This window comes from Sphingomonas sp. LR55, from assembly GCF_036856015.1.
Classification (GTDB): domain Bacteria; phylum Pseudomonadota; class Alphaproteobacteria; order Sphingomonadales; family Sphingomonadaceae; genus Sphingomonas.
Genome location: NZ_JASPFO010000001.1, coordinates 3,734,856 through 3,761,237, shown reverse-complemented (window position 1 = coordinate 3,761,237; position 26,382 = coordinate 3,734,856). Strand labels below are relative to the sequence as shown.

General features: G+C 64.9%; 22 protein-coding genes and 7 pseudogenes. 13 read left to right on the top strand and 16 right to left on the bottom strand.

Features of this window, described 5'->3' with window-relative positions; genetic code table 11:
• The first annotated feature begins 11 nt into the window (after positions 1-11).
• The 6 genes and pseudogenes from QP181_RS18210 (at position 12) to QP181_RS18185 (ending at position 2,824) form a co-directional block, all read left to right on the top strand.
• Positions 12-960: pseudogene (locus tag QP181_RS18210) on the top strand (Mrp/NBP35 family ATP-binding protein).
• A 98-nt stretch (positions 961-1,058) separates the two neighbouring features.
• Complete coding sequence (locus QP181_RS18205) at positions 1,059-1,490, top strand: CoA-binding protein (protein ID WP_333929390.1); 432 nt, start codon at positions 1,059-1,061, stop codon at positions 1,488-1,490.
• Positions 1,491-1,545: 55 nt separating this feature from the next.
• Positions 1,546-1,881 carry a hypothetical protein gene (locus QP181_RS18200; RefSeq protein ID WP_333929389.1) on the top strand — a complete coding sequence of 112 codons (336 nt, stop codon included), beginning with the start codon at positions 1,546-1,548 and terminating at the stop codon, positions 1,879-1,881.
• A 28-nt stretch (positions 1,882-1,909) separates the two neighbouring features.
• Positions 1,910-2,329: a hypothetical protein gene (locus QP181_RS18195; protein ID WP_333924049.1), complete on the top strand. Its 420-nt coding sequence runs from the start codon at positions 1,910-1,912 to the stop codon at positions 2,327-2,329.
• Positions 2,330-2,355: 26 nt separating this feature from the next.
• Positions 2,356-2,601, top strand: coding sequence for a hypothetical protein (locus QP181_RS18190; protein WP_333929388.1), 246 nt, complete (start codon positions 2,356-2,358; stop codon positions 2,599-2,601).
• A gap of 7 nt (positions 2,602-2,608) precedes the next feature.
• Positions 2,609-2,824 carry a hypothetical protein gene (locus QP181_RS18185; RefSeq protein WP_333929387.1) on the top strand — a complete coding sequence of 72 codons (216 nt, stop codon included), beginning with the start codon at positions 2,609-2,611 and terminating at the stop codon, positions 2,822-2,824.
• A gap of 210 nt (positions 2,825-3,034) precedes the next feature.
• Here the strand turns inward: QP181_RS18185 and QP181_RS18180 are convergent.
• Positions 3,035-4,320, bottom strand: a pseudogene (locus QP181_RS18180) (homoserine dehydrogenase).
• 91 nt (positions 4,321-4,411) lie between these two features.
• On the opposite strand from QP181_RS18180, the pseudogene QP181_RS18175 reads away from it, so the two are divergent.
• Positions 4,412-7,157: pseudogene (locus QP181_RS18175) on the top strand ([protein-PII] uridylyltransferase).
• A gap of 96 nt (positions 7,158-7,253) precedes the next feature.
• Here the strand turns inward: QP181_RS18175 and QP181_RS18170 are convergent.
• The 11 genes and pseudogenes from QP181_RS18170 to QP181_RS18120 form a co-directional block, all read right to left on the bottom strand.
• Positions 7,254-10,070, bottom strand: a complete 2,817-nt coding sequence (locus QP181_RS18170; protein ID WP_333929386.1) for a TonB-dependent receptor — start codon at positions 10,068-10,070, stop codon at positions 7,254-7,256.
• A 440-nt stretch (positions 10,071-10,510) separates the two neighbouring features.
• Positions 10,511-10,831: a DMT family transporter gene (locus QP181_RS18165; protein WP_093399741.1), complete on the bottom strand. Its 321-nt coding sequence runs from the start codon at positions 10,829-10,831 to the stop codon at positions 10,511-10,513.
• Positions 10,832-11,033: 202 nt separating this feature from the next.
• Positions 11,034-11,604 (bottom strand): annotated as a pseudogene (locus tag QP181_RS18160) (F0F1 ATP synthase subunit B family protein).
• 37 nt (positions 11,605-11,641) lie between these two features.
• Positions 11,642-11,920 carry a hypothetical protein gene (locus QP181_RS18155; RefSeq protein ID WP_333929696.1) on the bottom strand — a complete coding sequence of 93 codons (279 nt, stop codon included), beginning with the start codon at positions 11,918-11,920 and terminating at the stop codon, positions 11,642-11,644.
• A gap of 133 nt (positions 11,921-12,053) precedes the next feature.
• Positions 12,054-12,137 (bottom strand): annotated as a pseudogene (locus QP181_RS18150) (F0F1 ATP synthase subunit B family protein); the annotation flags it as partial.
• 57 nt (positions 12,138-12,194) lie between these two features.
• Positions 12,195-12,422 (bottom strand): F0F1 ATP synthase subunit C, encoded by a 228-nt coding sequence (locus QP181_RS18145; protein WP_031394300.1) that lies wholly within the window; start codon positions 12,420-12,422, stop codon positions 12,195-12,197.
• Positions 12,423-12,461: 39 nt separating this feature from the next.
• On the bottom strand, positions 12,462-13,220 hold the full coding sequence (locus tag QP181_RS18140; RefSeq protein WP_056056028.1) for a F0F1 ATP synthase subunit A: 759 nt from the start codon (positions 13,218-13,220) through the stop codon (positions 12,462-12,464).
• A 70-nt stretch (positions 13,221-13,290) separates the two neighbouring features.
• Positions 13,291-13,611 (bottom strand): AtpZ/AtpI family protein, encoded by a 321-nt coding sequence (locus tag QP181_RS18135; RefSeq protein WP_056488546.1) that lies wholly within the window; start codon positions 13,609-13,611, stop codon positions 13,291-13,293.
• Between the two features lie 573 nt (positions 13,612-14,184).
• On the bottom strand, positions 14,185-14,565 hold the full coding sequence (locus QP181_RS18130; protein WP_333929385.1) for a YdbL family probable chaperone protein: 381 nt from the start codon (positions 14,563-14,565) through the stop codon (positions 14,185-14,187).
• A 1-nt stretch (position 14,566) separates the two neighbouring features.
• Positions 14,567-14,794, bottom strand: a complete 228-nt coding sequence (locus QP181_RS18125; protein WP_431358313.1) for a YnbE family lipoprotein — start codon at positions 14,792-14,794, stop codon at positions 14,567-14,569.
• Entirely contained in the window at positions 14,791-17,958 is a 3,168-nt protein-coding gene (locus tag QP181_RS18120) for an intermembrane phospholipid transport YdbH family protein (RefSeq protein WP_333929384.1), read from the bottom strand. The genes QP181_RS18125 and QP181_RS18120 overlap by 4 nt, the downstream gene beginning before the upstream one ends.
• 85 nt (positions 17,959-18,043) lie before the next feature.
• On the opposite strand from QP181_RS18120, the gene radC reads away from it, so the two are divergent.
• The 3 genes from radC to QP181_RS18105 all read left to right on the top strand — a co-directional run bounded on the left by radC (position 18,044) and on the right by QP181_RS18105 (position 19,296).
• Positions 18,044-18,736 carry a RadC family protein gene (radC, locus tag QP181_RS18115; protein ID WP_333929383.1) on the top strand — a complete coding sequence of 231 codons (693 nt, stop codon included), beginning with the start codon at positions 18,044-18,046 and terminating at the stop codon, positions 18,734-18,736.
• Between the two features lie 72 nt (positions 18,737-18,808).
• The gene (locus QP181_RS18110) at positions 18,809-19,021 is read left to right on the top strand and encodes a hypothetical protein (RefSeq protein ID WP_333929382.1); all 213 of its coding nucleotides are present in this window, start codon (positions 18,809-18,811) and stop codon (positions 19,019-19,021) included.
• Between the two features lie 149 nt (positions 19,022-19,170).
• Positions 19,171-19,296 carry a hypothetical protein gene (locus QP181_RS18105; protein WP_333929381.1) on the top strand — a complete coding sequence of 42 codons (126 nt, stop codon included), beginning with the start codon at positions 19,171-19,173 and terminating at the stop codon, positions 19,294-19,296.
• A 65-nt stretch (positions 19,297-19,361) separates the two neighbouring features.
• Here QP181_RS18105 and QP181_RS18100 read toward each other — a convergent pair whose 3' ends face one another.
• A complete protein-coding gene (locus QP181_RS18100) occupies positions 19,362-19,802 on the bottom strand; it encodes an EF-hand domain-containing protein (protein WP_333929380.1) in 441 nt (146 codons plus the stop codon).
• A 219-nt stretch (positions 19,803-20,021) separates the two neighbouring features.
• Here QP181_RS18100 and purB point away from each other — a divergent pair, with 219 nt between their 5' ends.
• From purB to QP181_RS18085, 3 genes are all read left to right on the top strand, one after another.
• A complete protein-coding gene (gene purB / locus QP181_RS18095; RefSeq protein WP_333929379.1) occupies positions 20,022-21,320 on the top strand; it encodes an adenylosuccinate lyase in 1,299 nt (432 codons plus the stop codon).
• Positions 21,321-21,488: 168 nt separating this feature from the next.
• Positions 21,489-21,656, top strand: coding sequence for a hypothetical protein (locus QP181_RS18090; RefSeq protein ID WP_333929378.1), 168 nt, complete (start codon positions 21,489-21,491; stop codon positions 21,654-21,656).
• A gap of 227 nt (positions 21,657-21,883) precedes the next feature.
• Positions 21,884-22,147: a hypothetical protein gene (locus QP181_RS18085; RefSeq protein WP_333929377.1), complete on the top strand. Its 264-nt coding sequence runs from the start codon at positions 21,884-21,886 to the stop codon at positions 22,145-22,147.
• 171 nt (positions 22,148-22,318) lie between these two features.
• Here QP181_RS18085 and QP181_RS18080 read toward each other — a convergent pair whose 3' ends face one another.
• The 3 genes and pseudogenes from QP181_RS18080 to dnaK form a co-directional block, all read right to left on the bottom strand.
• Complete coding sequence (locus QP181_RS18080; RefSeq protein WP_333924041.1) at positions 22,319-22,774, bottom strand: TM2 domain-containing protein; 456 nt, start codon at positions 22,772-22,774, stop codon at positions 22,319-22,321.
• Between the two features lie 332 nt (positions 22,775-23,106).
• A pseudogene (gene dnaJ / locus QP181_RS18075) lies at positions 23,107-24,237 on the bottom strand (molecular chaperone DnaJ).
• Between the two features lie 155 nt (positions 24,238-24,392).
• Positions 24,393-26,244: pseudogene (gene dnaK / locus QP181_RS18070) on the bottom strand (molecular chaperone DnaK).
• Positions 26,245-26,382: the final 138 nt, after the last annotated feature.

Sequence of the window (26,382 nt, the reverse complement as noted above, 5' to 3'; positions counted from 1 at the left end):
ATCTGGCCCGCATGATCGACATCGAAGGCGTAAAGGCGGCGGTTGCCGCAGTGGCAGGCAAGCGGGCAACCGTCCGGATGGAAGGCGCGCGAGCCGGCATCATCATCGATGCGACCGGGCTCGACCCGCAGGCGCGCGATGCGCTGGAGGCGACCGTGCGGATGGCGGCGACGCAACCCGGTGTGTCCGAAGTGCGGATCGCGGTGACCGCGGAACGCTCGACGCGCCGGCTGATCGCGGTCGCCAGCGGCAAGGGCGGCGTCGGCAAATCGACGCTCGCCGCCAACCTCGCGATCGCGATGTCGCGCGGGTCGTCGCGTCGGGCTGGTCGATGCCGATATCTACGGGCCATCGCAGCCGCGGCTGATGAACGTCGAGGGCACGCGCCCAACCGCAAAGGACAAGGTCCTCGACCCGGTCCCGACCCCGTACGGCGTACCGTTGCTGTCGATGGGCCAGCTCGTCGAGCCGGGCAAGGCGATCGCGTGGCGCGGGCAGATGGCGGCGGGCGCACTCGGCCAGCTGGTCGAGGCCGACTGGGGCGTGACCGATACGCTGGTGCTTGATCTCCCGCCCGGCACCGGCGACGTCCAGCTGACGATGGTCCAGAAATACCGGCCGGCGGGGGCAGTGATCGTCTCGACCCCGCAGGATCTCGCGCTGATCGACGCACGCCGCGCGATCGACCTGTTCGAGAAGGCTGGCATCCCGATCATCGGTCTAGTCGAGAACATGGCCGGCTATATCTGCCCGCATTGCGGCGAAGCGTCGGACCCGTTCGGCAATGGCGGCGCCGAGGCGGCGGCGCGCGAACTGGGCATCCCGTTCCTCGGCCGCGTGCCGCTGACGATCTCGATCCGCACGGCGTCTGACGCGGGCACGCCGCCGGCTTCGAATCCCGACGATACGGTGTTCATGCCGATTGCGGCTCAGGTCGTCGCATGGCTCGGAAAACTGTGAAACTCGCGGGCCTGATCTACGTTGTCTTATTACCGGTCGTACCGAGTGGCCTTCTGCCACGGTACGAGCGGACCAGGTTTCCCTCATAGGAGGCATCGATGCCGTTGATCGCCGATGCCGATATCAAGGCCTTGCTCGAAGGTGCTAGGACGATCGCGATGATCGGCGCCTCCGACCGCCCCGATCGCCCGTCCTACGGCGTCATGGCCAAGCTTCAGGCGCACGGCTACCGCGTAATCCCAGTCAATCCGCAGATCACCGGCGAGCATGTCCACGGCGAATTCGTCTTCCGCGACCTGTCGCAGCTGGGCGACCCGATCGACATCGTCGACATCTTCCGTAACTCGGCCGCGGCCGGCGAAGCGGTCGATCAGGCGATTGCGGCGGGTGCAAAGGCCGTGTGGATGCAACTCGGCGTCATCAACGAAGAAGCGGCAGCGCGCGCCGAAGCTGCAGGGCTGCAAGTTGTGATGGACCGCTGCCCGGCAATCGACATTCCCCGACTCGGAGTCGCCAAGATCGAGCAATGACGCTTGCTCCTTCGGACGATCGCGGCCAGTCTGCGTGTCAGTCCGGGAGATGCCGATGCTGGTCATGCTGCTATCGATACTGATCGAAGACCCGCTGATGGCGACCGCGAAGGCGCGTATGGCCGCCGAGCGCTCCTGCCCGACCAGTGTCGATGCGACAGACATCACGGTTTGCGGCATGCGAACCGCCGATCGGTTTCGCGTGCCGTTCGTCGTCCATGACGCCGGTGATCCCAAGCATGAAAGCCTCAGGGACGAACGCACTCGCCTGCTCCACCGCACCTCGCCGCTCGCCGATCTCAGCCCCTTCCAGGTCGGCGGCGGGATGGCAGGCGTCACCATGACGGTCGGCGGCGAAGGCGGCACATCGTTCCGCAAGCCCGCGCCGTAAGGCCCGCGCCGCGCCATAGGAATCCAGTATGATCGCCGTACTTCTATCTGCCCTGCTTCAGGTGGCCGCGGCCCCGGTTGCGCCGCCCGTGCCCGAGCGTTTCTCGATCCTCGTCGATCCGTGCGCCACGCAGACGCAGGACGGCAATGAAGTGGTCGTCTGCGGCAAATCCGCGACGACGACCCCTCGCCTGCCGATGCGCGATGATCGCGGCCCGCCCGACCACGCGGTTGCCTCCAACCCCAACCTCACCGCCGTCCGCGCGCTGGAGTTGTCGGAGACACCGTGCGCCGCCCGACAGGGAGGATGCCAGGTCGGCTTTGGTCCACCGATCGCCCCGATCGCGAAGGCTGCGGTAGGATTGATCAAGAGCGCGCTGGCGAAAAAGCCCGACAAGAGCGGCCGGGTGCCGATCGATCTCGACGGCCCCGTCGGCACCGTGAACTAGGTGAAGCGACGTAACGGGGGCGCACAATGATCCTGCTGTCGGTACTGCTGCAAGTCGCCGCATCGGCACCCCCGGCGAGACCGATCGTGGCGCCGCCGCCGCAGAGCTGGTCGATCCTAAATCCGCCCGCCTGCCCCGGTTCGAGTCCGACCGAGGTGATCGTCTGCGGCGGCAAGGGCGCATCCGAACAGCGCCTGCCACTGCCCGGCGAACGCCCACCACAGGATCGCCCACGCCAACCGACCGGCGATCCGCGCGGCGCTCGACAATAGTGGGCCGGTGTGTCCGCCGGGCGGATGCACGGGCGTCGACCTGTTCACGGTCCCGGTCGTGCTGATCCGCGGCATCGGCGCGCTGATCGATCCACATAGCTGTTGCGAGAATAACGAGGGCAAGGACGCCATGGCGCTGGTGCGCGACGTCGGGCGGAAGTTTCGGAAGAAGCCGGACAAGTCGAACCGGGTGCCGATCGTGCTCGATGACCCGGTAAATTAAGGTAGCGCAGCGCATCACGTCGGCACGACCGCCTTCGCGGGAGAACAAGGAGGAGGTTGCTTGCTATCCACCACCCCGGCGAAGGCCGGGGCCCAATTGGAAAGGTTGCAGTGACGGCGCTCAGTCCGCCGTTACAACCGTTTCCTAATTGGGCCCCGGCCTTCGCCGGGGTGGTCGCTTTAGACGGGAGTGGCAGTCATTACCGCCCCCTCAATCCAGAATATGCATCCACATCGGCTGCCCCACCAAACTCTGCGACCCCCGCAGCTTCTCTAGCGCCTGCGCGATCGACCGCTCCGGGCTTTCATGCGTAACGATCGCCACCAGCACGCTGCCATCGGCAATCGCCCCGCGCTGGATCAGGCTCTCGATCGAGACCCCCGCATCGCGCATCGCCGCCGCGATCTCCGCCAGCACCCCGACCCGGTCCGCGACGGTGAACCGCAAATACGCTCGCCCCCGCCGCTCGCCACTATCCGCTTTCGGTGCCGCGGTAAGCGACACCACCGGCATCGCGAACGGCGGGCCGAACTCCCCGCGCGATGTCGATCAAGTCGGCGACCACTGCGCTCGCGGTCGGACCGTCACCCGCACCAGCGCCCTGAAACAGCAACCGGCCGACGAAATTGCCTTCCGCCACGACAGCATTAAGCGATCCGGTAACGTGCGCCAGCGGATGATCGATCGGTACCAGATGCGGATGGACGCGCTGGAACAGCCCGTCCGCGCCTGCTTCCGCGAGGCCCAGCAGTCGCACGCGATACCCGAGCGCCGCCGCCTCGGCGATATCCGCGCCTAACAAATGCCGGATGCCGCTGATCGCGACGTCGTCGAACGCCGGCTGCGTCCCGAACGCGACCGCAGCCAGGATCGACAGCTTGTGCGCAGCGTCGACGCCGTCGATGTCGAAGCTCGGATCGGACTCTGCGAACCCCAGCGCCTGCGCCTCGGCAAGCACCTCGGCAAAGTCGCGACCTTCCGATTCCATCTTCGACAAGATGAAATTGCACGTCCCGTTGAGGATCCCATAAACGCGCGATCTCATTCGCCGCGGCGCCTTCGCGAAGCCCCTTGATAACCGGGATGCCCCCCGCAACCGCCGCCTCGAACTTCAGCGCGACCCCGGCCGTCTCCGCAGCCTGCGCGAGTTCGAGCCCGTGATGCGCGATCATCGCCTTGTTCGCGGTGACGAAACTCCGCCCCGCCCCGAGCGTGCTACGTGCGAGCGTCAGCGCAGGTCCGTCCGATCCACCGATCAGCTCGACCACGACATCCGCCCCCGGCTGCTTCGCCAGCGCAGTCGTGTCGTCGACCCAGGCAAACCGCGACAGATCGACGCCGCGATCCTTGCCGCGATCACGTGCGGACACCGCCACGATCTCGATCTCGCGCCCGGCGCGCCGCGCAATCAACTCGCGGTTGGCATCCAGCAATCGGATCACACCGCCGCCAACGGTTCCCAGACCCGCAAGGGCCACGCGCAATGGTTCGCTCATTTTCGTCCTCCACTCGCGCGTCCGGTTACGTTTCACAGACGTTTTGCGCAATCCTGATGACGCATCGGCGTTGCGCCCCTATCTGGGCGTCATGTCCGGCCGCTTTGATCACCTCCCCAACCGTCGCACGATCATCGATCGCCGCGCCGTCGCCGAAACCATCGCTGCGCTGGAGGGCGTCGACGCAACTGCGCTCCGCCGCGACGCGACGACGCTGCTGAAGGCCGCACTCGAGAAAGGCCGGGTCGAGGTCGAACGCCGCCTCGTCGAACATCCGTCGCGCGGGTTGGAAGCGTCGAGCGCGCAGGCTTATCTGATAGACGCGCTGCTCCGCATCCTGTTCGATTTCACGACGCAGCGACTCTACCCCCTGCCCAACCCGACGATCGGCGAGCGCCTGACGCTGATCGCGGTCGGTGGCTATGGCCGCGCCGAAATGGCGCCGCATTCGGACGTCGATATCGGCTTCCTTACCCCCGGCAAGCAGACGCCCTGGGCTGAGCGCGTGATCGAGTCGATGCTGTACGCGCTATGGGATCTTGGGCTGAAGCTTGGCCAGTCGAGCCGCTCGCTCGACGAGATGGTCCGCCAGGCGAAGGCCGACGTCACCGTCCGCACCGCCTTGCTCGAGGCGCGCTACGTCTGCGGCGACACCGAGCTGTACGAACAGGCGTCGCACCGGTTCAAGACCGAAGTCCAGGCCGACACCGCGCGCACCTTCATCGCCGACAAGCTCGCCGAGCGCGACGCGCGCCACCGCAAGATGGGCGACACCCGCTATGTCGTTGAACCCAATGTCAAAGAGGGCAAGGGCGGCCTTCGCGATCTTCACGCTTTGTTTTGGATCGGCAAATACATCTACGACGTCCAACGCGCCGCGGAACTGGTCGAGGTCGGGCTGTTCACCAAGGCCGAATACCGCCTGTTCCACCGCGCCGACAATTTCTTTCAGGCGGTCCGATGCCACTTGCATAGCATCACTGGCCGCGCCGAGGACCGGCTGACGTTCGACCTGCAACGCGAGATCGCCGACCGGATGCGGTTCTCCGACCGGCCGGGCAAATCGAAGGTAGAGCGGTTCATGCAGTTTTACTTCCTGCAGGCGAAGACCGTCGGCACGCTCAGCGGCGTGTTCCTCGCGCATCTCGACGAAAAGTTCGCTGCCCGCGGACGGCGTTTCGGCCTGCCGACGATCCGCCGCTCACCGCGCAAGCTCAACGGCTTTGTGCTCGATCGCGGTCGATTGGCGCTGCCGAGCGACGACTTCTTCCAGGCCGATCCGGAACGCCTGATCGAGATCTTCCAGCTCGCCGACAAGCACGGCGTCGAGATCCATCCGCTGGCGATGCGCGCCGCGGCGCGGGACGCGAAGCTGGTCGACGACGTGCGCACCAGCCCAACCGCGAACGCGCTGTTCCTCGAGGTGCTAACCTCGCCCCGCGATCCCGAACTGGTGCTGCGCTGGATGAACGAGGCGGGCGTGTTCGGCCGGTTCGTGCCCGATTTTGCGCGCGTGGTCGCGCAGATGCAGTTCGACATGTACCATCACTACACCGTCGACGAGCACACCATCCGCGCGATCGGCCTGCTCGCGCGGATCGAGAGCGGTGCGCTCAAAGAAGAGCATCCGCTCGCCAGCGCGATTTTCGAACAGATCGTGTCGCGGCGCGCCTTGTATGTCGCGGTCCTGCTCCACGACATCGCCAAGGGACGTGGCGGCGATCACTCGATCTTGGGCGCGGAGGTGGCGCAGCGTCTCTGTCCACGGTTCGGGCTCACGCCCGCCGAGACGGAGACCGTCGCCTGGCTGGTCCGTTGGCACCTGCTGATGTCGGCGACCGCGTTCAAGCGCGACCTCAGCGACTTCAAGACGATCCTCGATTTCTGCGACGTGGTGCAGAGCCCCGAGCGCCTCCGCCTGCTGCTCACGCTAACGATTGTCGACATCCGCGCCGTCGGGCCGGGCGTGTGGAACGGCTGGAAGCGCCAGTTGCTCGGCGATCTGTACGAAGCGGCGGAAGAGGTCCTTCGCCTCGGCCACAAGCAAAAGGGGCGTGCCGAGCGAATCGCGGCCAAGCAGGAGCATCTGCGCGATGCGCTCGGCTGGGACGAAGCGACGTTTGCAACGCTCGTCCACCGTCTCCCCGAAGCGTACTGGATCGCCGAACCCGAGGACGTGCTCGCGCACAATGCGCGTTTCCTCGCCAACACCGGCGAAGCGCAACTCGCGATCGACGCGCACGTCTATCCAGGGCGCGGTGCGACGCTGGTGACGATCTACGCCGCCGATCATCCCGGCCTCTTCTACCGCATCGCCGGGGCGATCCACGTTGCTGGCGGCAACATCATCGACGCGAGAATCCACACCACGCGTGACGGGATGGCGGTCGATAATTTCCTGGTGCAGGATCCGTTCGGGCGGCCGTTCGACGAAACCGGCCAGTTGTCGCGGCTGAAGACCGCGATCGAGGACGCGCTCGCCAACCGCGGCAAGCTTGCCGACCGGCTGGTGGCGAAACCCCTGCCCCGGACGCGCGGAGGCGTTCGACATCGTCCCCAACGCGCTGGTCGACAACAAGGCGTCGAACCGGTTCACGGTGGTCGAGGTCAATGCACGGGATCGGCCGGCGCTGCTCAACCAGCTCGCCAATGCGCTGTTCCAGTCGAAGGTGACGATCCACTCCGCACATGTCGCGACCTATGGCGAGCGCGCGGTCGATACGTTCTATATCACCGACCTGACGGGGGACCGGATCACCCAGCCTGCTCGGTTGAAGACCTTGGAGCGCCGGTTGCTAGCGGCGGCGGCGGGGGAAGAGATCGACCTGGCAGCGTAGGGCATTTCCGTTCCTCCCCTGTAAGGGAGGAAACAGACATGAGAAAGCCGGCCCGCACCTCAGTGCGGACCGGCTTTTCTTACCCAAAGCTTGCGATCAGAAGCGCGAGCGGAGCGTCAGGCCGTAGGTGCGGGGTTCGGCCAGATACGAGGTGAAGATCTGGTTTGCGGTGGTGCCGAACGCCTGGGTCTGCGCCTGGCTGCCCGCCCCCTGGAACGGTGCGTTGAACGCAACCTGCTGGTAGTTGGTGTCGAGCAGGTTCTGCGCCCAGACCTCGAGTGCCCACTTCTGCTGCGGCCCACGGATGCCGACGCGGGCGTTCATCAGGAAAAAGCCGTCCTGTGCCTTTTCCGGGAACAGGTCCGACCCCGTGTTGTAGTCGCTGGTCATACGGCCATCGACGTAGAACAACGCGGTCAGCCCGGTATGGCCGATATCCGGTGTCCATGCGGTCGACGCGGTCACGGTGTGCTTCGGCGCATTGGACAGGTTGCTGCCCGAGAGCAGGAACAGTGCGGCGTCGAGCGGCTGGCCGCTTTCGGTACCAACCAGATTGTTGCGGAAGCGCGTGTTCGTGTAGGTGTAGCCGAGGTTCACCGAGTAGTTCGGCGCCGGGAACAGCCCGGCTTCAAGCTCGAAACCTTGCGAGATCACGCCGTAATTCGTCTTCCCCGTGCAAGCACCGGTCGTCGAGCTCGCATCCTGATCCGCACCGTTCAGGCTCGTATCGCAGGTGCTGATGTTCTGGACGATGAAGTTGGTGCCGTTGAAGGTGTTCAGCTGGAAGTTCTTGAACTCCTGACGGAAGCCCGCGACGTTGAAGGTGAAATCCTTCGACGTGAACTTCAGGCCGACCTCGTACGCGTTCACGGTCTCGGGATCGAACCGCAGATTGGCGGCGCTGGCGTTGGTCGGCGACGAGAATACGTTGGCCGTCAGATCCGAACGATCGAGATTATAGCCGCCCGCCTTGTAGCCGCGCGAGTAGGACGCATACAGCAACGTGTCGGTCCGCGGCTTGTACGAGATCACGCCGGTGCCGGTGAACTCACCTTCCTTGAAGCCATTATTGAGATCGAGGCCATTGAGCGCAGTCGTCGAGTTGCCTGTGCAGGTAAGCGTGACGATGCCGCCGACGAGCGTCTTGACCGCCGCCGGGACCGCCGCACTGGCGAGCAGCGGGCTGAGATTGGCTTGCTGAACCGGGCAGACTGCATTGTTGTTGTTGAAGTCGCCGTGGAAATCCTTCGCCTCATGCGTGTAGCGCAGGCCACCGGTGATCGACAGCTTGTCGGTTAGCTTGAAGATATTATGCGTGAAGAACGCGTAGTTCTCGCTGTCCTGATAATAGGTCGAACGGACGTCGCCGACATTGTTGACGGTACTGAGGCGATCGATACCGGCTAGCACCGTGTTGGTCAGCGCACCGAAGGCTGGCGTCGTGCCGGGCACCTGGCCTGACAACACCGCGCGACCAGCTGCGCTGAGGCAACCCGGGTTGGCCGGGTTACGCAGTGCCGCAGCAGGATTGATCGTCGCGACGATGCGGCAAGCGGCGAACGCGCCATATTGCGTGCCGAACTTCAGATTGTCGGCAACGACAAGGTCTTCCTTCGAGTAATAGCCACCGACCAGCCAGTCGAGCTTGTCGTTGAACAGCGAGCCGTTCAGGCGGACTTCCTGGCTGAAGGTGTGGAACTGGCGGAAGCTGTTGCCGTCATCGGGGCGATAGGCAATGTCGAGATTGCCGTAGTCGATATCGCCCGCGCCACCCGATTTGTATTCGCGGTATGCCGTGATCGAGGTGAGCGAGGCACCACCGAGGTTGATGTCGATCTGGCCCGAGCCGCCGTAATCGGTCGTGACGTTCGAATAGGCGCGGCCGGGCGAGTTGGCGATGCGGCGGTTATACGGATCGCCCGCGCTCGGGAAAACCGCACCCATGCTCTGCATGACCTGGACGATGCGGTTGCCCGCGGGATTGATCGCGAAATCGCCGGGGACGCCCGGGGTCGGATCGATCTTTTCCTGCGTGTTGATGTAAACCGCGCCGCAGCACTTTTCGTCGCGGTGCGTGTAGTCGCCGATCAGGCGGACGGTGACGTCGGACGAGGGCTCGAACAGCAGCTGCCCGCGGACGAAATAGCGATTGCGATCATTGTAATCGGTCTTGTTGACGACGTCGTAATAATAGCCGTCGCGCTTGCCGAATACGCCATCGAGGCGGAACGCGAGCTTGTCTGCGATGATTGGGCCGGTCAGTCCGCCGGCTATACGAACGTTGTTGTAGTTGCCGTAGGTCGCCTCGGCGTAGCCACCGAATTTGTACGACGGTAGCTTCGTCAGAATGTTGATCGAACCTGCCGTGGCGTTGCGGCCCGACAACGTACCCTGCGGACCGCGCAGAACCTCGATACGATCGACTTCGCCGAGGTCGTTGAGACCCGAGCCGGTGCGGCTGCGATAGACGCCGTCGATGAATACCGCGACCGAGCTCTCAAGGCCCGGGTTGTCGCCGACGGTGCCGATACCGCGAACGCGGGCGGACGCGTTGGCCTCGCTGCCAGTCGAGGAAATCAGCAGAGAGGGGACAAGCTGGGTGGCCTGACGAATGTCATTTGCGCCGGTATTCTCCAGCGCTGCCGAACCGACCGCGGAAACCGCGATCGGCACGTTCGACAGCCGCTCGGAACGACGGGTGGCGGTGATGACGATGTCGCTGGCGTTACCCGAATAGAGTGGCGCCGCGGCGACCGGGGTTTGCCCCGCATCGACCGACCCAGCCGCCGTGCCCGACGTCGTCGTCGCGGTCGCCTGCGCTTCGGGCTGCGAGGTCGGGACGTCCTGCGCGAATGCCGGGGCGACGATCGCCGTGGTTGCTGCGGCGGACAACAGATATGCGATCATACGCATCGGCATTCTCTCCTGAGTGTTCGAATGTTTTCGAACTTATGGTTTGGACGTTAGGTAGAGGCCTTGCGCGGTTCGCGTCTAGCAATTTCCGCATACGGAAACCGATTTTTGAACATTGTGTCTCCAAACCGCCACATAGTGGCAGACAGCAAACCCTAGTTTCAAATCGCAACTGTTCAGGTGGATGAGTCGGCATGCGCTGATGGGAAGACCAGGACGTTGATCGCTCTCGAACGGCCGCCCCCGACGAATCTTAGGCAGGCCCAGCGCCGAGTCTTGCAGGCAGCATTATCCGACCGCCGCCCCGCCGTCGTTCGGCGGGCGCACCTTGTCGAGTCGTGTGGGATGCCGCAAGGCCGCCTTGCGTGCCGCTGTAGTCGGCCAAACAGATGACGGGCAGACGGCCGCAAGAAGCCCCTCCTGGGCGCCCCAGCGGTGTGTCAGGCTTGTGCGAAGACCTTGGTGCCGACGATGCCGACCACCGTCAGCGCCATGAAGCAGGCCTGGATGCCGCTGACCTTGTCGCCGAACAGGATGACGCCGCCAATGATGACGCCGATCGCGCCCGCGCCAGTCCAGATCGCATAGGCGGTGCCGGCGGGTAGGCCGCGCATCGCAAGCGCGAGCAGGCCCATGTTGACGAAGCTGAGGACGATCGGGACGCTGGAAGCCTGCCAGGTGGCGATGGTGGCGGCCCATTTGAGGCTGAGTGCCCAGCAGATTTCGGTGACGACGGCGACCGCGAGGATGAGCCAGGACATGAGTGTTCTCCAACGGGCTCAGATTGGAGACTCGGCCGCCGGAAACCCGGGAAGAGACGGCCGTCTGTGAGAAACGAAAAAAGCGCCAAGCGAACTACCGTTCCCCCGCGGAGGCGGGGTCCAGGGTTGCAGGCGCTCTACTGTGAGATCCTGGCCCGCCGCCTTCGCGAGGGAACGGCAGCGCCTAAAGCACTGCCCCGGATTAGTTCAGGCGGGCGATACCCGAGATGGAGCGGTCGACCATCATGCGGTCGGCGGCGGCGTCGTGATGCTCGGCGATTAGGATACCGGCAGCCTTCGCCGCCGCATCTGCCGCCCGCGCGGACTTCGGCGATCGCGGCGCGTTCGGCGGCGGCGATCTTGTCCTCGGCCATCTTCGCGCGGCGCGTCATCAGGTCTTCGGCGCCGGCCTTCGCCTTGGCGATGATCGCCGCGGCTTCGTGGTGCGCGTGGGCCTTCATGGCTTCGGCCTCGACGTGCGCGGTCTTGGCCTTCGCCTCATACTCGGTGCGGATCGCTTCGGCTTCGGCACGGAGCGCCTTGGCTTCGTCGAGCTGCGTGCGGATGCCGGCGATGCGCGTGTCGAGCATCTTGCCGATCATGCCCGGAACCTTCTTCCAGATCATCAGCAGGATCACGACGATCATCGCCACCGCGACCCAGCCGGTCGAGGTCAGGCCGAGCGCGGTCGGATCGGCGACATGCTCGACGCCGCCGGGCGCGGTCGTGTGACCCTGGATTCCCTGGTTGTCGATCGCACCTTCGGGCGCCATGCCCTCTTCGTGGATGACCTTTGCGGCCGAATCTGGATTAGCCATGCGCCGTCGTCCTGCGTACCGCGTCGGTCGCCGCATCCAGGCTGACCTGGAGGCCGGCGACCTTGGCGGCCAATTGCTGTGCTGCTTCGGCGGCGACACCCTGCAAGTTCGAGAGCGCCTCGGCCTTCGCGTTCGCGACCGCCAGATCGTGATGACCCAGGCGCTCGGCGAGTTCGGCGTCGGCCGCATGGACCTGCTGCTCGAACGCGGTCGCCGCGCGCTTGGCTGCTGCCGCGGTCTCGGCCTGCGCCGCGACGCGGGCCGCGTCCATTTCGGCCTGCCAGTTCGCCTGGACCGTATCGGCCTGCGCACGGGCAGCGACCGCCGCCGCCAGATCGCCCGCGATCTCGGCCTTCGCGCGAGTCCACGTTGGACACGATCTTTGGCACCATTCCCTTGCCGATCCCGAAATACAGGATGCCGAAGGTGAGGAGCAGCCAGAAGATCTGCGAGGCGTAGGTAGCGGCTATCTGGGCAATCTGAGGCATTGGTCTGTCCTGCGTTAATCCGGCCGGGCGCGGTTGCCCGGCCAAATCAGCGAGTGGTTAGGCGACGAACACCAGGATGATCATGGTGACGAAGGCGAGCAGACCGAGAAGCTCGGCTGCTGCGAAACCGATGAACAGACGGCCCTGCTGGCTGTCGGCTGCGCCCGGGTTGCGCAGAGCACCGGCGAGGAACTGTGCGAACACGTTGCCCACGCCGAGTGCCGCGAGGCCCATGCCGATCGCTGCGAGGCCGGCACCGATCATCTTTGCTGCGTTGACGTCCATGATAAATTCCCTTTGAAAATCAGTTGGTAAATAGAAAACTTAGTGAAGGTTGACGGCGTCGTTCAGATAGACCGACGTCAGCAACGCGAACACGTATGCCTGGATCGCGGCGACCAGCAGCTCGAGCAGCGTAATGCCGATCATCAGCAGCATGCTCGGCGCGCTCACCAGACCGATATACATCCCGCCGAGGTTCAGTCCGTTGATCACGAACGCGGCCAGCACCTTGAGCAGGATATGCCCCGCGGTCATCGCCACGAACAGTCGCAGACCGAGCGAGAACGGACGCACCAGGAACGACATCAGCTCGACCACGAAGATCAGCGGGATCATCAGTGCGGGCGTGCCGCTCGGCACGAACAGCGAGAAGAAGTGGAAGCCGTGCTTGCCGAAGCCGACGAGCAGCACGATCGCAAAGCTGATCAGCGCCAGCACGCCGGTGACGGTCATGTGGCTGGTCACGGTGAACGGATGCACGCCGGGCACGATGCCGAATGGCAGGAGCCCGATGATGTTCGCGAACAGGATGAACATGAACAGCGAGAAGACATAGGGCACGAAGCGCTTGCCGCCGGGGCCGACATTCTGCTCGAGCATGCCCGAGATGAAGCCGGTAAAGCCCTCGACCGCCATCTGCCAACGACCGGGCACGAGCTCGCGCTTCATGCCACCGATCATGAACGCCCAAAGTGCGACCAGCGTCACCACCATCCACAATGCGGAATTGGTGAACGACAGGTCATAGCCACCAACGATCCAGTGCGAGCCGAACGCCGGCTCGATCAGGAACTGGTGCATCGGATCGATCTTGCCGCCCTGTTCTGCCGCCACGTGGAATCCCTGCCGTCTTGATACGACAAACGCCCGGTTACTCCGGGCGTTCGCCTGAAATTCGAATGATCTGCCTGAACGCGACCGCTATCCCGAGGAACAGCAGCACGATCAGCCCCCAAGGGCCAGTGCCGAACCAATGGTCTATCAACCAGCCGATCAGCGCACTGCCGACGAGACTCCCGATCAGAGCGGAAATGACGCGATTGCCTTGCGAGTAACCCCGCTCGGCATCCGCCCCCTTCTGCCCCTTTGCGAGCGTTTCCCGATGCTGCGCCTCTCGCAATCGCTCATCGAGCGCGGAAAGTCGCGGATCTTCAACACCCTGGGGGTCCTGTCCGGGTTCGATCTCCGCCACGCACGTTCCTCCACCTGATTTCGCATCGGGGAGGAAGCAAGCAGCGACGAGCGATCCCGCCAAGGCGCGGTCCGTTTAGAAAAGGGGGGTGCAAGTCAACCGGTGTGACAGGCGCGTCATTTAATGGGGGTGTTCAATCCTCCCCGCCAGGGGGAGGTGGCACCGCAGGTGACGGAGGGGGAGGACACGGAGCAGAGGTTTCGCCTGCCTCCCCCTCCGTCTGGCAAGGGCCAGCCACCTCCCCCTAGCGGAGGAGGATTATAGAGCTGAACCTCGATACGGCCACGTTCTTCGTCATCCCGGCGAAAGTCGGGACCCCGCGCTGCGAGGGGACGCCTGCTATTCATATCCCCACCCAATCCCGTCACCCCAGCGAAAGCTGGGGTATCCCCGTAATGGAGCACCCCCTTGGCGCACGAGACCCCAGCTTTCGCTGGGGTGACGGTGAAAGGCGGAGGACGCTCCCGTCTTCGTCACCCCGGGCTTGTTCCGGGGTCCACGGTTCCGCGCTCTCACGACTATCGAATCCGCGGAACGGTGGATGCCGGAACGAGCCCGGCATGACGGACTATCTCAAACGCAGCGCGAATCGCGTTCCGGGGCGCCGGCAGTGCGCGTCTTCCATACGCCGTTGGGCGTCTTGTACTTCTCGCCAGGGTTCGTCGCGGCGATCAGGTTGCACCCGCTGGTGAACGCAAGCTGCTCGACCGTCGCACCACTCGCCTGCGCTTTCTGGGTATACGCCGACTTGCGCTGGATATTGATGTTGTTGACCAGCGCGCGCAGATCGCCGCTCGCCGCACCGACGAGGCCGAGATACCCGTCCGGCTGCTCGCCGACCTCGCCACCGGCGCGCGCCGCGGCATAGGCCGGATCGCGCTGCGCGGTTGCCGCGACAGACAGGCCACCGAGAGCCGCCGCTGCGGCAACCATCATAAGGACCTTGGTCTTCATCTTAGAATATCCCTGGATTCTGCTGGATCAACGATTTCGCCTCGCCATCGAGACGATAGACCACTTCCTGCGTGACGTTGATGTTGAGGTTGATCTCGATCGGCTTGTCGGGCGCCGACACGTTGATGCAGCCCGGCAGGGCGGCCAACAGTCCGATAATCGCGATCGTCCTCGTCATCATGCGCAAGATCGGCCTTTGCTCCAGCTTCTTCAATCCTGTTTCGGTCATGGCACGATCCTGCTTGCGGGAGGCTGAATGGTCGGGGGTTTCGGAGGAGGCGGCGCGGCCTGCTGCTGGAGCAAGGCCGGCAGGTTGCGCTGGATCAGCCGCTTCGGGTCGTAGAAGCTCTGCGCCGAATCGAGCAGCCCGCGGAACGGCGCCTTGATCCGGATATTGAACACGAACGGGAGTTTCTGGAGCCGCCGGACGATGAAGTTCGACTTCGCGCCCTCGCCCTGGCTGATCCCGGCAAAGCGCACGTCGGTGACCATCTCGCCCGCGAGCGGCCCGTTCATGCCGACCCGCAACGACTGGTAGCGCAGCGACTTCAGCGCCTGGAACGCGATGTTCGCCCAGATGCCGAGATCCTTCTGACTGAGATCGCCGACATAGGCGAGCGTGCCGCCGCCCGGCCGGACGCGCAGGTCGCCACCCTCGATCCGGCCGCCGGTCTCGTCGAAGATCATCGGCAGCACGCCGTCGAAGATCCCGGTCGCGTCGAGATTTTTGAAATCGAACTGCTGGAGGAACTGGTCGGCGGCCATGTTGGCGACGTGGAACGTCATCCGCCGTTCCTTCGGCGCGGAGAAATCGAGCAGGGTCGGGTCGAGAGTCAGCGATCCACCCGCGAACGGCCACGACCCACCCTCGACCTGTACGCGCGCGCCGGGCAGCGTCTGGTAGCGGATCGTGCCGTCGGTGACCGGGATGCCGGGGTTGAGCGTGCGGATCGTCGCCACCTGACCCGGCGCGCTCTGGAGATTGAGCAGGTCGGTGAAGCGAATCTCGGTGGCGATTCCCGTGACCGGGCCGAACGCAGCGGCGAGATCGGTGCCGGCGGTGCGGAACACGCCGGTACTCGTGACGCCGTCGGGGTTCCAGGCGATATGCCCCTCGCCGCTGACCGATCCGTTGACGTCGGCGATCACGCCGAAGGTCAGCGGGGTGAGCGCGTCGGGTTGCAACTTGTCCTTGGCGAAGGCGATCGCAGGCACGTTCAGGTCGGCTTTGCCTACGCCGACGCCGAGTGCATGAGTCAGCGTGACGTCGGCGACCTTGGTGTTGGTGGTCGGTTCGAACAACGTGCCCGCCGCGATGATCGTGCCGTTGACCAGTTGAAGCGTCACGGTGCGCGCGGTGAGCGGCTTGAACCGCGGAGTAGGCGCGGCATCGGTTACCCCCATCGCGCCGGTGAGGTTGAGCGCGCCGCCAGCCAGCGTCCACTCGCCCGCCGCCTCGCCGAGCAGCAGCGGGACATTGGCGATCTGCCCCGAGCCGTCGGCGAAGGCGCCAGCCAAGCCCTGCCCCGTCATGCGACCGGTAACGGTGCCGAAATCGAGTCGCGTGACACGTTCGGGCACGCCGATGCTGGTCTGTACGCCCTTGATCCGGAAGCCGCGATCGGCCAGCCGCACGGTCGCCCCGGCGGTCGCCAGCGTGATCGGCGTGGTGCCGAGTCGTCCACCCAGCTTCGCCGCCGCGATCTTTGCGCCACCGCCGATCCGCGCGCCGTTGACCTGCACTAGCGCCCCATCGACCGGACACAGGGTGAGTCTGGACGGGTCGAGCACCAGCCCGGATATCGCGAGGCGCTGCACCGCCAGCGGTGCGCAACCGGTGTTGACGATCAGCCGCCCGCGACCGTTCCACAACGCAGACACCGGCATCGACAGGCCATCGACTCGGTTGCCAGGTCCTCCCGCACCGATCGGTCCCCCGAGCGTGACTCGCGTCGCGATCGAGGTCGCCCCGCCCGGCGTCGCGCTGAAAGTGACGGGGGTGAGCGCCAGACTTGCGCCACCCGCCGCATAAGGCGCGATGGTGGCGACGCCACGGATCGCCGAGCCGGGTTTCGCCTGCGCGAGCGAGATACGCGCCTCGGGCAGGCCGCCGCCGCGCATCGCGAGAACTGTGTCGAGCCGTACGCCGTCATTCGGCCAGCCGAACGCGACCCCGCTCCCGCCGCTGAGCGCCACGCGCGCACCGCTGGCAGACGCAAGTGCGAGACGGGACAGCACTGCCTTGCCGCGTCCACCATCGATCTGCACGTGCAGGTCGGTGTCCGCAGCAAATCCGCGGCCGGCCTTCTGGACCGCCTGCGTGATCGCCGTTGCCAACGGTGCTACGGGGGTCCCAGCGGCCGCACCGCCGATCCCAGCCAGTCCCGCGAGTCGCTTCTGCGCCACCGTGGCGCCGCTCGCCTGAACACGTCCGTCGAACGCGATCTTCTTGCCGATCCGGTAGGTGCCGGCGAGCGCAATTCGGCGCGCGCCGCCTTCGGTGGTGCGAACCTTATCGGCGGCGATGTTCGCCTTGCCGCCGGTCGCCGCCGCGGTTCCGGCGAAGTCGATCGTGCCTCCGGCACCGGCCAAAGTCGCACCCGGCGTCCGTGCCGCGCCCGTCTTGAGAGTCGACTTGCCCTGCCAGCGATCGAGCGCGGCGGAGAGTCCGACGTCAAGATCGGCCACGATCCGGTCCGCCTGCGTCGTCCCGCACGCAAGCCGCGACACGCGCACCGGCCCCGTGATCGTCGGCTTTGCCGCATCGATCCGCAGCTTCACCGTCGCCGCCAGCCGATCGATCGCACACCCGCCGACCTCCAGCCGCTCGCTGATCGCCGCCAGCGTGCCGCGGAACCCGTCGTCAAGTTTGCCAGAGCCTGCCAGCTTCAAGCCGACGACACCTTGCGGAGTCTCCAGCCGCATCCGCCCGTCGGCCACCGACACGTCGAGCGCGGGCAGCGACAACGGCTTCCCCGACGAGGCCGGCAGCAACTTGTCGATCGCACCGAGCGAGACCTTACCGTCGATCAGCCGACCGCGCAGCCGCACCTTCCCCGCGCGCACGCCCTCCAGATACGGCCCAGACAACCCAACGCCGGTCCGCGTCTCGACCCAGTCGGCGACAAGATCGGGATGTGCCAGATCGCCGATCACGACATTGGTCAATCGCTGGCCACCCAGCGCGAGGTCGGCGATGTCATAGCGCGCGGGCACGCCGGCCTTGGCGAGTTCACGGTCGATGAACCCTTCGGCGATCGGTTTCCGCACCAGCCAGAGCACCACCAGCCCAGCGAGCACAATCAGCGCGATCACCAGCGCAACGCGGCGGGCCGTCGCGGGACGGCGAGGGTCGGCCCCGGGGTCGGCCCCCGTCTCGCTCGTCTCGCTCACTTACTCACTCCGCCACGCTCAGGCCCCTGCATAGGCGGGTGCGGGGGCGTCATGCAATTGCGCGCGGATGTGCTAGCTTCACGATATGGCCGAACCGGACGACGAGATCGACGATCTGAAGGGCCATCGGGGCCGCCTCCGCAAACGCCTGTTCGAAGGCGGTAGCGACGCATTGCTCGACCACGAACTCATCGAATATCTCCTCGCGATCGCGATTCCGCGCGGCGACACCAAGGCGCTCGCCAAGGCGCTGATGCGCGAGTTCGGCGGGATCGGCGGCGTGCTGACCGCGGATGCCGAGGCGCTCGGCCGGGTTAAGGGCATGGGGGAAATCTCGACCGCCGCGATCAAGATTGCGCACGCCGCTGCGATCCGCCTGCTCCAGTCGCACGTCAGCGATCGCCCGGTACTCGCCAACTGGCAGGCGCTGCTCGATTATCTACGCGCCGACATGGCGCACCACGCGATCGAGCGCTTCCGCGTGCTGCATCTGAACACGAAGAACATGCTGATTCGCGACGAGGTGATGAGCAAGGGCTCGATCGATCAGGCCGCGGTCTATGTCCGCGAGGTGATCCGCCGCGCGATCGATCTGGGCTCGGCGTCGATCATCCTCGTCCACAACCATCCGAGCGGAGACCCCTCCCCCAGCCGCGCCGACATCGAGATCACGCGCACCATCGCCGAGGCGGGCAAGCGGCTCAGCATCACCGTGCACGATCATATCGTGATGGGCACCGGCGGCCATGTCAGCCTGCGCGCCCAAGGATTAATCTGACGCAACTAGATAGTTTCGGGAAAGGCGGGACGTTTCCCCCGCGCCTTCGTTGTCCGACCGAAGGAATTTCATGTGGACAACAAGTTACACGACGAACCCTCGACCGTGACCGCGGAACACGGCCAGGTCCTGGTCGATGGGCCGGACGGCGTTGCGGTATCGCTGACACCCGATGCTGCAGTCGAGACATCCGACCGGCTTCTTGAAGCGGCCGTCGAAGCGCAGGGCCAGATTGTGACGATGACGCTCGCCGACAAGGAACATGCAGCGCGCAAGGCTGGCTGACTGTCGCGTTATCTCCGGGCCAGCGGTCCTATGTCGTACTGAATTACGACATCCAATCCGCTCTGCCATCCTCGTCCAAGGCCAAACAAGGGCCATATCAGTCGGCGTGCGTGGGGATTTTTGTCCAATCAGCCCATTCCCGCTGGTCGATGGCGCATCGGCGCACGATCGATGCCGTCGATGTCTACGATATCCAGATGCAGCGTCTGATGTCGCGCGCCTTGGATCAGGTCCGCGTGCGGCTCCTGGCGATCACGCGGACCCGCGCGAACTGAGCCCAATCAGCGAAACGCCGCCGGGCGAACCCGGCGGCTATTGGCGTAGATCCGCAAGCGGACGATCAGCCCTGCGACAGGAAGCTGGTCAGTTCCGGCTTCGACAGCGACTTGTTCTTGTCGGTATCGGCCTGTGCGAACGCGGCAGCGACCCATTTCTTGGTTTCGGGCGCGGTCGCTTTGGTGGTCGGATCGGTCTTGGTCTTCAGCGCGATCATCCATGCGGCGAACTCAACCGTGCTGAGCTTGCCGTCTTTATTCGTGTCGTAGGTCGGGAATTCCGTGTCGACGACCTGCGCGACCTGAGTGCCGCTCGCAGGCTGCGTCGCCTCAGCGGTTTGTGCAGGTGCGGAGGCTTGGCTCGGCGCGGTCTGGGCGGGCGACATTGAAGGATCGGCGGAGCCTGGCATGGCGGTGGGCGCAGTCTGCGGCGATGTCGCGGTGGTTTGCGCGAGAGCCGGTGCAGCAATCGTCATCGTCGCTGCGAGCAGAGCATATTTAAGCATTGCTATTCTCCATCCATACTTCGAAATCTTTACTAGATCATCACCGCCACATCCTTATCGATACTGACCGGATGCTGCAGAATGACGCTCGCCGGCAACGGATATAGGCCGAACGCATTGCCGTTTGTACCCCCGACGATGGCCTGCTAGGCGCTCCGCAGGCGTCTCCCGAGGGGAGCACGCGACGAACCGTGCCATTCACCAGCCCCGAGGAAACCCATGGTCCCCCGCTATTCCCGCCCCGACATGGTCGCGATCTGGACGCCCGAAGCGCGCTTCAAGATCTGGTTCGAGATCGAGGCGCACGCCACCGACGCACTCGCCGAGCTGGGCGTCGTACCCAAGGAAGCCGCCGCCGCGATCTGGGCGAAGGGCGCATTCGAGGTCGACCGGATCGACGAGATCGAGCGCGAGACCAAGCACGACGTTATCGCCTTCCTGACCAACGTCGCCGAGCATGTCGGCCCCGAAGCGCGCTTCATGCACCAGGGCATGACCTCGTCGGACGTGCTCGACACCTGCCTCGCGGTACAGCTGGCCAAGGCGAGCGACATCCTGATCGCCGATCTCGACGCGCTGCTGGTGGTGCTCGAACGCCGCGCGCGCGAACACAAGATGACGCCGACGATCGGTCGCAGCCACGGCATCCACGCCGAGCCGGTGACGTTCGGGCTGAAGCTGGCGCAGGCGCATGCCGAGTTCGCGCGCAACCGCGCGCGGTTGGTGGCGGCGCGCGAGGACGTCGCGACCTGCGCGATCTCGGGCGCGGTCGGCACGTTCGCGAACATCGATCCGTTCGTGGAAGAGTATGTTGCAGGCAAGCTCGGCCTGTCGGTCGAGCCGGTCTCGACGCAGGTCATCCCGCGTGATCGCCACGCGATGTTCTTCGCGACGCTGGGCGTGATCGCCAGCTCGATCGAGCGGCTCGCGACCGAAGTGCGCCATCTGCAGCGCACCGAAGTGCTTGAGGCGGAGGAGTTCTTCTCGCCCGGCCAGAAGGGCTCGTCGGCAATGCCGCACAAGCGCAACCCGGTGCTGACCGAGAACCTCACCGGGCTCGCCCGCATGGTCCGCGGCTACGTCACGCCCGCGATGGAGAACGTTGCGCTGTGGCATGAGCGCGACATCTCGCACTCGTCGGTCGAGCGGTACATCGGGCCGGACGCGACGATCACGCTCGACTTCGCGCTCGCACGGCTGACCGGGGTGATGGACAAACTGGTCGTCTATCCCGAGCGGATGTTGAAGAATCTCAACAAGATGGGCGGCCTCGTCCATTCGCAGCGTGTGCTGCTGGCGTTGACGCAGGCAGGCGTAAGCCGCGAGGACGCGTATCGCCTCGTGCAGCGCAACGCGATGAAGGTGTGGGACTCGGATGGCGCGCTGTCGCTGCTCGAGTTGCTGAAGGCGGATCCCGAAGTGACGCTGTCGGATGCCGAACTCGAGGACAAGTTCGACCTCGGCTATCATCTGAAGCACGTCGACACAATCTTCGCGCGAGTGTTCGGCGCGGCCTGAGGAACACCGGCCTGACCCTAGGCCGTCATCCTGACGAAAGTCAGGATCCAGAGTAATGCAACGTTGTCCTGCTTGGCTCTGGATCCTGACGTTCGTCAGGATGACGAATGAGCTGGACGGTGGGCGACTCCGAGACTGCGCCAACATGCACGCAACGCAATTGCGATTATGTGTTACAAAATTGCGACAACGCGCAACTATAGCCATATCGCTCTTGCCGGATATGTTTCCGGCATCGGAGACCTACCCATGCGCATGTTCGAAACCGTGACCAGCACCATGCTGGCGATCGCGGCTCAGGCGCTGGTGGTTGGGGTGGTCATCACCGCCCTCTGATCCATCGGCCCGCCCGCCCCCTTCCGAGGGGGCGCGGCTAGGCCGGAGGAGCAGCGCGAGATCCGCCAATATCTGGTGGCCTACCCTGCATTTTGGCTCGCTAGCCTTGTCAGAAATCTGACTATACCCATTAAATAACGCGATCCCAGACGCTCAGGTGTTTGGCATCATAATGCAGTGACACAGACATGGCGCAGTTCGGCGTCATTCTCTGTGAAAGGCATTCCATGTTCCAGTCCCTCTCGTTCCGCCCTGCCGCTCTTCTGGTAGCGAGCATCGTCGTGCTCGGTGGCGCCTCCGTTCCCGCATTCGCAGCCGGCGACAAGCCGATTTCCGTCACCATGCCCGCGAGCGTCTTCAAGGACGACACCAGCCGCGTCTGCATGCTGCGCACCATTCTCGGTCGCAAGGCGGACAAGACGCTACCCGAGACGATCTGCGAGACCCGGTCCGAGTGGAGCGCACGCGGCGTCGTCATCGTCACCAAGTGACGGCGGCTCTATCGATCCTCCCCCGCACGGGGGAGGTGTCGCCGAAGGTGACGGAGGGAGAGGACACGGAGCCGAGGTTATCGCTTACCTCCCCTCCGTCCGGCAAGAGCTGGCCACCTCCCCCTTGCGGGTGAGGATCAGACGGCGTCTGATTCACCAGATCGACGGCGGCTACCGCGTGCGCGGATACCGCGCGGCGAATTCCTCGTCGGACATCATCAGATACCGGATCATGTCGATCAGCGCCCAGGGTGCGCTGATCACGAGGCCGACCACGGTGATGGTCAGTACCAGCATGATGATCCCCGAGCCCGTCCTGCCAAGGTAGAAGCGGTGGATGCCTAGAGTACCGATCACGAACGCCATCACCGCAGCGACATATTTGTTGCGGTCGTTTGCCGGGACGACAGCGGCTGGCGGCACCGCGCGACGCGGGCCAGGCGCGGTCGGCATCGGGAAGACGCTGAGCGCACGATCGTTGGCGGCTTCGAAATCGACTTCGATGCCGATCGCCGGTTCGCCGCGATGCGCCCAATCCTCCGGCGCAAACCTGTAGCGTTGCCCGTCCTGCCCCGCAACGAGCCCTTCGCCCGTACGGGGATCGACGCCTAAAACCTGTCCGCGCATGTCATTCCTCGATGTTCGCTTTTCATTCTGGCGGATGCCGCGGATCAGGCAAGCTCGAACTTACGCGTGTCACCCGGCATGAGCCTCAGGGACAATCGAGAATCGAAGATTGTCGCCTCATGCTGGTGACAGTCAGCCATAATATTGCTCGACCCGGGATAACTCCCAACGCCCCGTCGCCCCAGCGAAAGCTGGGGTATTCCTGTTGGTACGCAGTGCGACACAAGCAGGGAGATCCCAGCTTTCGCTGGGATGACGACAGTGCGGGGTAAAGGCGCTAGGCATGCGGCTCGGTAACGTACGGGCCGGCATAAGGCCGGCCCGTTGTCGTATCATTCGCCCGCGAACACGCCCTTAAGCTTGGCGAAGAAGCCCTGGCTCGCCGGGCATTCGTCACCCGTTTCCGTCTCGCGGAACATCTCGAGCAATTCCTTCTGGCGATTGCTGAGACGCGTGGGGGTTTCGACGTCGATCTGGACGACGAGATCGCCGTGGCCGCGGCCTTGCAGGACGGGCATGCCGGCGCCGCGCTGGCGGAGCTGCTTGCCCGACTGGATGCCGGCCGGGATCTTCACTTCGTGCGTGCGGCCGTCGAGGCCGGGGATCGACAGCGCCCCGCCGAGCGACGCGACCGTGAAGCTGATCGGCGCGCGCGAACAAGGTCGTGCCTTCGCGTTCGAACAGATTGTGCTTGGTCACGTGGAGGAAGATGTAGAGATCGCCGGACGGCGCGCCGCGGGCACCCGCCTCGCCCTCGCCCGACATGCGGATGCGCGTGCCCTCGTCGACGCCGGGGGGACGTTGATCGAGAGCGTTTTGGTCTTCTCGACACGGCCTTCGCCGCGGCAGTCCGGGCACGGATCGGCGATGACTTCGCCAGCGCCGTTGCAGACCGGGCAGGCGCGCTCGACCACGAAGAAACCCTGTTGCGCCCGGACTTTCCCGTGACCGCCGCAATGCTGGCAGGTCTTCGCGCGCGTCCCGGCCTTCGCGCCCGAGCCGTCGCAGGTGTCGCAGAGCGCGGAGACGTCGATCGTGATCTCGGTCGTCTTGCCGTGGAAGGCTTCCTCCAGGCTGACTTCCATGTCGTAGCGGAGGTCTGCGCCGCGTCGTGCCGCCGAGCGACCGCCGCCGCGCTGTGCGCCGCCCATGAATTCGCCGAAGACGCTTTCGAAGATATCGCTGAAGCCGCCGAAATCCTGCGCGCCGCCGCCATGACCGCCGCCGCCGCCATTCTGGAACGCGGCATGGCCGAAGCGATCATAGGCCGCGCGCTTCTGCGGGTCCTTGAGGCACTCGTAGGCTTCGCTGACCGCCTTGAACTGCGCTTCGGAATCCTTGCAGCCCGCGTTCTTATCCGGGTGATACTTCATCGCGAGCTTGCGGTAGGACGACTTGATCGTCCCCGCATCCGCGGTCCGCTCGCATTCGAGCAGTTCGTAATAATCTGTCTGGGTACTCATACTTCGCCCCTCCGGCCCCGCCCGTCATGCCAGCGAAAGCTGGCATCTCGTTCCACAGGAGCGAACCCCTGCGGAAGGAGACCCCAGCTTCCGGGCACCCATCGAAATAATACTTCGATGGGACCCTCGCCGGGGTGACGGAGGGCGGTCATGGTTTACGCCTTCGGGTTGTCGTCGACTTCCGAGAACTCGGCGTCGACGACGTCGTCGTCCTTCTTCGCCGCGTCACCGTCAGCCGACGGCGATGCGTCCGCCTGGGCCTGCTTCTCGTAGATCGCCTGGCCGAGCTTCATCGCGACCTGGGCGAGCGCGGTGCTCTTCTCGGTCATCGCGTCCGCATCGCCGCTCTCGACCGCAGCCTTGGTCGCGTCGATCGCAGCCTGGATCTCGGTCTTCAGCGACTCGTCGACCTTGTCGCCATTATCGGCAAGCTGACGCTCGGTGGTGTGAACCAGCGACTCGGCATTGTTCTTCGCCTCGGCTCCCGCACGACGCTTCTTATCCTCTTCGGCGAAGGTCTCGGCATCGCGGACCATCTGGTCGATATCGTTGTCCGAAAGACCACCCGACGCCTGGATGCGGATCTGCTGCTCCTTGCCGGTGCCCTTGTCCTTGGCCGAAACGCTGACGAGACCGTTGGCATCGATGTCGAACGTGACCTCGATCTGCGGCACGCCGCGAGGTGCGGGGGATGCCGACGAGATCGAAATTGCCGAGCATCTTGTTGTCGGCCGCCATCTCGCGCTCGCCCTGGAACACGCGGATCGTCACCGCGCCCTGGTTGTCGTCGGCGGTCGAGTAGGTCTGCGACTTCTTGGTCGGGATCGTCGTGTTGCGATCGATCATCCGGGTGAACACGCCACCCAGCGTCTCGATGCCCAGCGACAGCGGCGTCACGTCGAGCAACAGCACGTCCTTGACGTCGCCCTGCAGCACGCCGGCCTGGATCGCGGCGCCCATCGCGACGACCTCGTCCGGGTTGACGCCGGTGTGCGGCTCCTTGCCGAAGAACTGCTTCACGACTTCACGGACGCGCGGCATGCGCGTCATGCCGCCGACCAGCACGACTTCCGAGATGTCCTCGGGCTTCAGGCCGCCATCTGCGAGCGCCTTGCGGCAAGGCTCGAGCGTGCGCTTGACCAGGTCCTCGACCATCCGCTCCAGGTCGGCGCGGGTGATCGACTTCACCAGATGCTTCGGGCCGTTCTGGTCCGCGGTGATGAAGGGCAGGTTGACCTCGGTCGACTGTGCCGAGCTGAGCTCGATCTTCGCCTTCTCGGCGGCTTCCTTCAGACGCTGCAACGCCAGCTTGTCCTTGGCGAGGTCGATGCCCTCGGCCTTCTTGAACTCGTCGGCAAGGTACTGGACGATCTTGTTGTCGAAATCCTCACCGCCGAGGAACGTGTCGCCATTGGTGGCCTTCACCTCGAACACGCCGTCACCGATCTCGAGCACCGAGATGTCGAACGTGCCGCCGCCGAGATCGTAGACCGCGATCGTCTTGCCGTCCTGCTTGTCGAGGCCGTAGGCCAGCGCCGCCGCGGTCGGCTCGTTGATGATGCGCAGCACTTCGAGGCCAGCGATCTGGCCGGCGTCCTTGGTCGCCTGGCGCTGGGCGTCGTTGAAGTAGGCCGGCACGGTGATGACCGCCTGCGTGACCGTCTCGCCGAGATACGACTCGGCGGTTTCCTTCATCTTCTGCAGCGTGAACGCCGAGATCTGCGACGGCGAGTAATCCTTGCCGCCCGCCGAGACCCATGCGTCGCCGTTCGGGCCGCGCGAGATCTTGTACGGGACCAGTTCGGTGTCCTTCTTGGTGATCGGATCGTCGAAGCGACGGCCGATCAGGCGCTTCACCGCGAAGATGGTATTGTCGCCGTTCGTCACTGCCTGGCGCTTGGCCGGCTGGCCGACCAGTCGCTCGCCATCCTTGGCGAACGCGACGATCGACGGCGTGGTGCGCGCGCCCTCGGAATTCTCGATGACCTTGGGCTTGCCGCCTTCCATGACGGAAACGCAGCTGTTGGTCGTGCCGAGATCGATACCGATTACTTTAGCCATGAGTTCTGATTAGCCCCTCACTTGAAACGAAAATACGAAACCGGTTCCACCCCGTTACGGCAGTGGAACCTTTCTGATGATGGG

Excerpts from the sequence above, each read along its gene's own strand:
- QP181_RS18205 (WP_333929390.1), top strand. The coding sequence starts at position 1,059 with ATGCCGTTGATCGCCGATGCCGATATCAAGGCCTTGCTCGAAGGTGCT.
- QP181_RS18200 (WP_333929389.1), top strand. The coding sequence starts at position 1,546 with ATGCTGGTCATGCTGCTATCGATACTGATCGAAGACCCGCTGATGGCG.
- QP181_RS18195 (WP_333924049.1), top strand. The coding sequence starts at position 1,910 with ATGATCGCCGTACTTCTATCTGCCCTGCTTCAGGTGGCCGCGGCCCCG.
- QP181_RS18190 (WP_333929388.1), top strand. The coding sequence starts at position 2,356 with ATGATCCTGCTGTCGGTACTGCTGCAAGTCGCCGCATCGGCACCCCCG.
- QP181_RS18170 (WP_333929386.1), bottom strand. The coding sequence starts at position 10,070 with ATGCGTATGATCGCATATCTGTTGTCCGCCGCAGCAACCACGGCGATC.
- QP181_RS18165 (WP_093399741.1), bottom strand. The coding sequence starts at position 10,831 with ATGTCCTGGCTCATCCTCGCGGTCGCCGTCGTCACCGAAATCTGCTGG.
- QP181_RS18155 (WP_333929696.1), bottom strand. The coding sequence starts at position 11,920 with ATGGACGCGGCCCGCGTCGCGGCGCAGGCCGAGACCGCGGCAGCAGCC.
- QP181_RS18145 (WP_031394300.1), bottom strand. The coding sequence starts at position 12,422 with ATGGACGTCAACGCAGCAAAGATGATCGGTGCCGGCCTCGCAGCGATC.
- QP181_RS18140 (WP_056056028.1), bottom strand. The coding sequence starts at position 13,220 with ATGCACCAGTTCCTGATCGAGCCGGCGTTCGGCTCGCACTGGATCGTT.
- QP181_RS18130 (WP_333929385.1), bottom strand. The coding sequence starts at position 14,565 with ATGAAGACCAAGGTCCTTATGATGGTTGCCGCAGCGGCGGCTCTCGGT.
- QP181_RS18125 (WP_431358313.1), bottom strand. The coding sequence starts at position 14,794 with ATGACCGAAACAGGATTGAAGAAGCTGGAGCAAAGGCCGATCTTGCGC.
- radC (WP_333929383.1), top strand. The coding sequence starts at position 18,044 with ATGGCCGAACCGGACGACGAGATCGACGATCTGAAGGGCCATCGGGGC.
- QP181_RS18105 (WP_333929381.1), top strand. The coding sequence starts at position 19,171 with ATGGCGCATCGGCGCACGATCGATGCCGTCGATGTCTACGATATCCAG.
- QP181_RS18100 (WP_333929380.1), bottom strand. The coding sequence starts at position 19,802 with ATGCTTAAATATGCTCTGCTCGCAGCGACGATGACGATTGCTGCACCG.
- purB (WP_333929379.1), top strand. The coding sequence starts at position 20,022 with ATGGTCCCCCGCTATTCCCGCCCCGACATGGTCGCGATCTGGACGCCC.
- QP181_RS18090 (WP_333929378.1), top strand. The coding sequence starts at position 21,489 with ATGTGTTACAAAATTGCGACAACGCGCAACTATAGCCATATCGCTCTT.
- QP181_RS18085 (WP_333929377.1), top strand. The coding sequence starts at position 21,884 with ATGTTCCAGTCCCTCTCGTTCCGCCCTGCCGCTCTTCTGGTAGCGAGC.
- QP181_RS18080 (WP_333924041.1), bottom strand. The coding sequence starts at position 22,774 with ATGCGCGGACAGGTTTTAGGCGTCGATCCCCGTACGGGCGAAGGGCTC.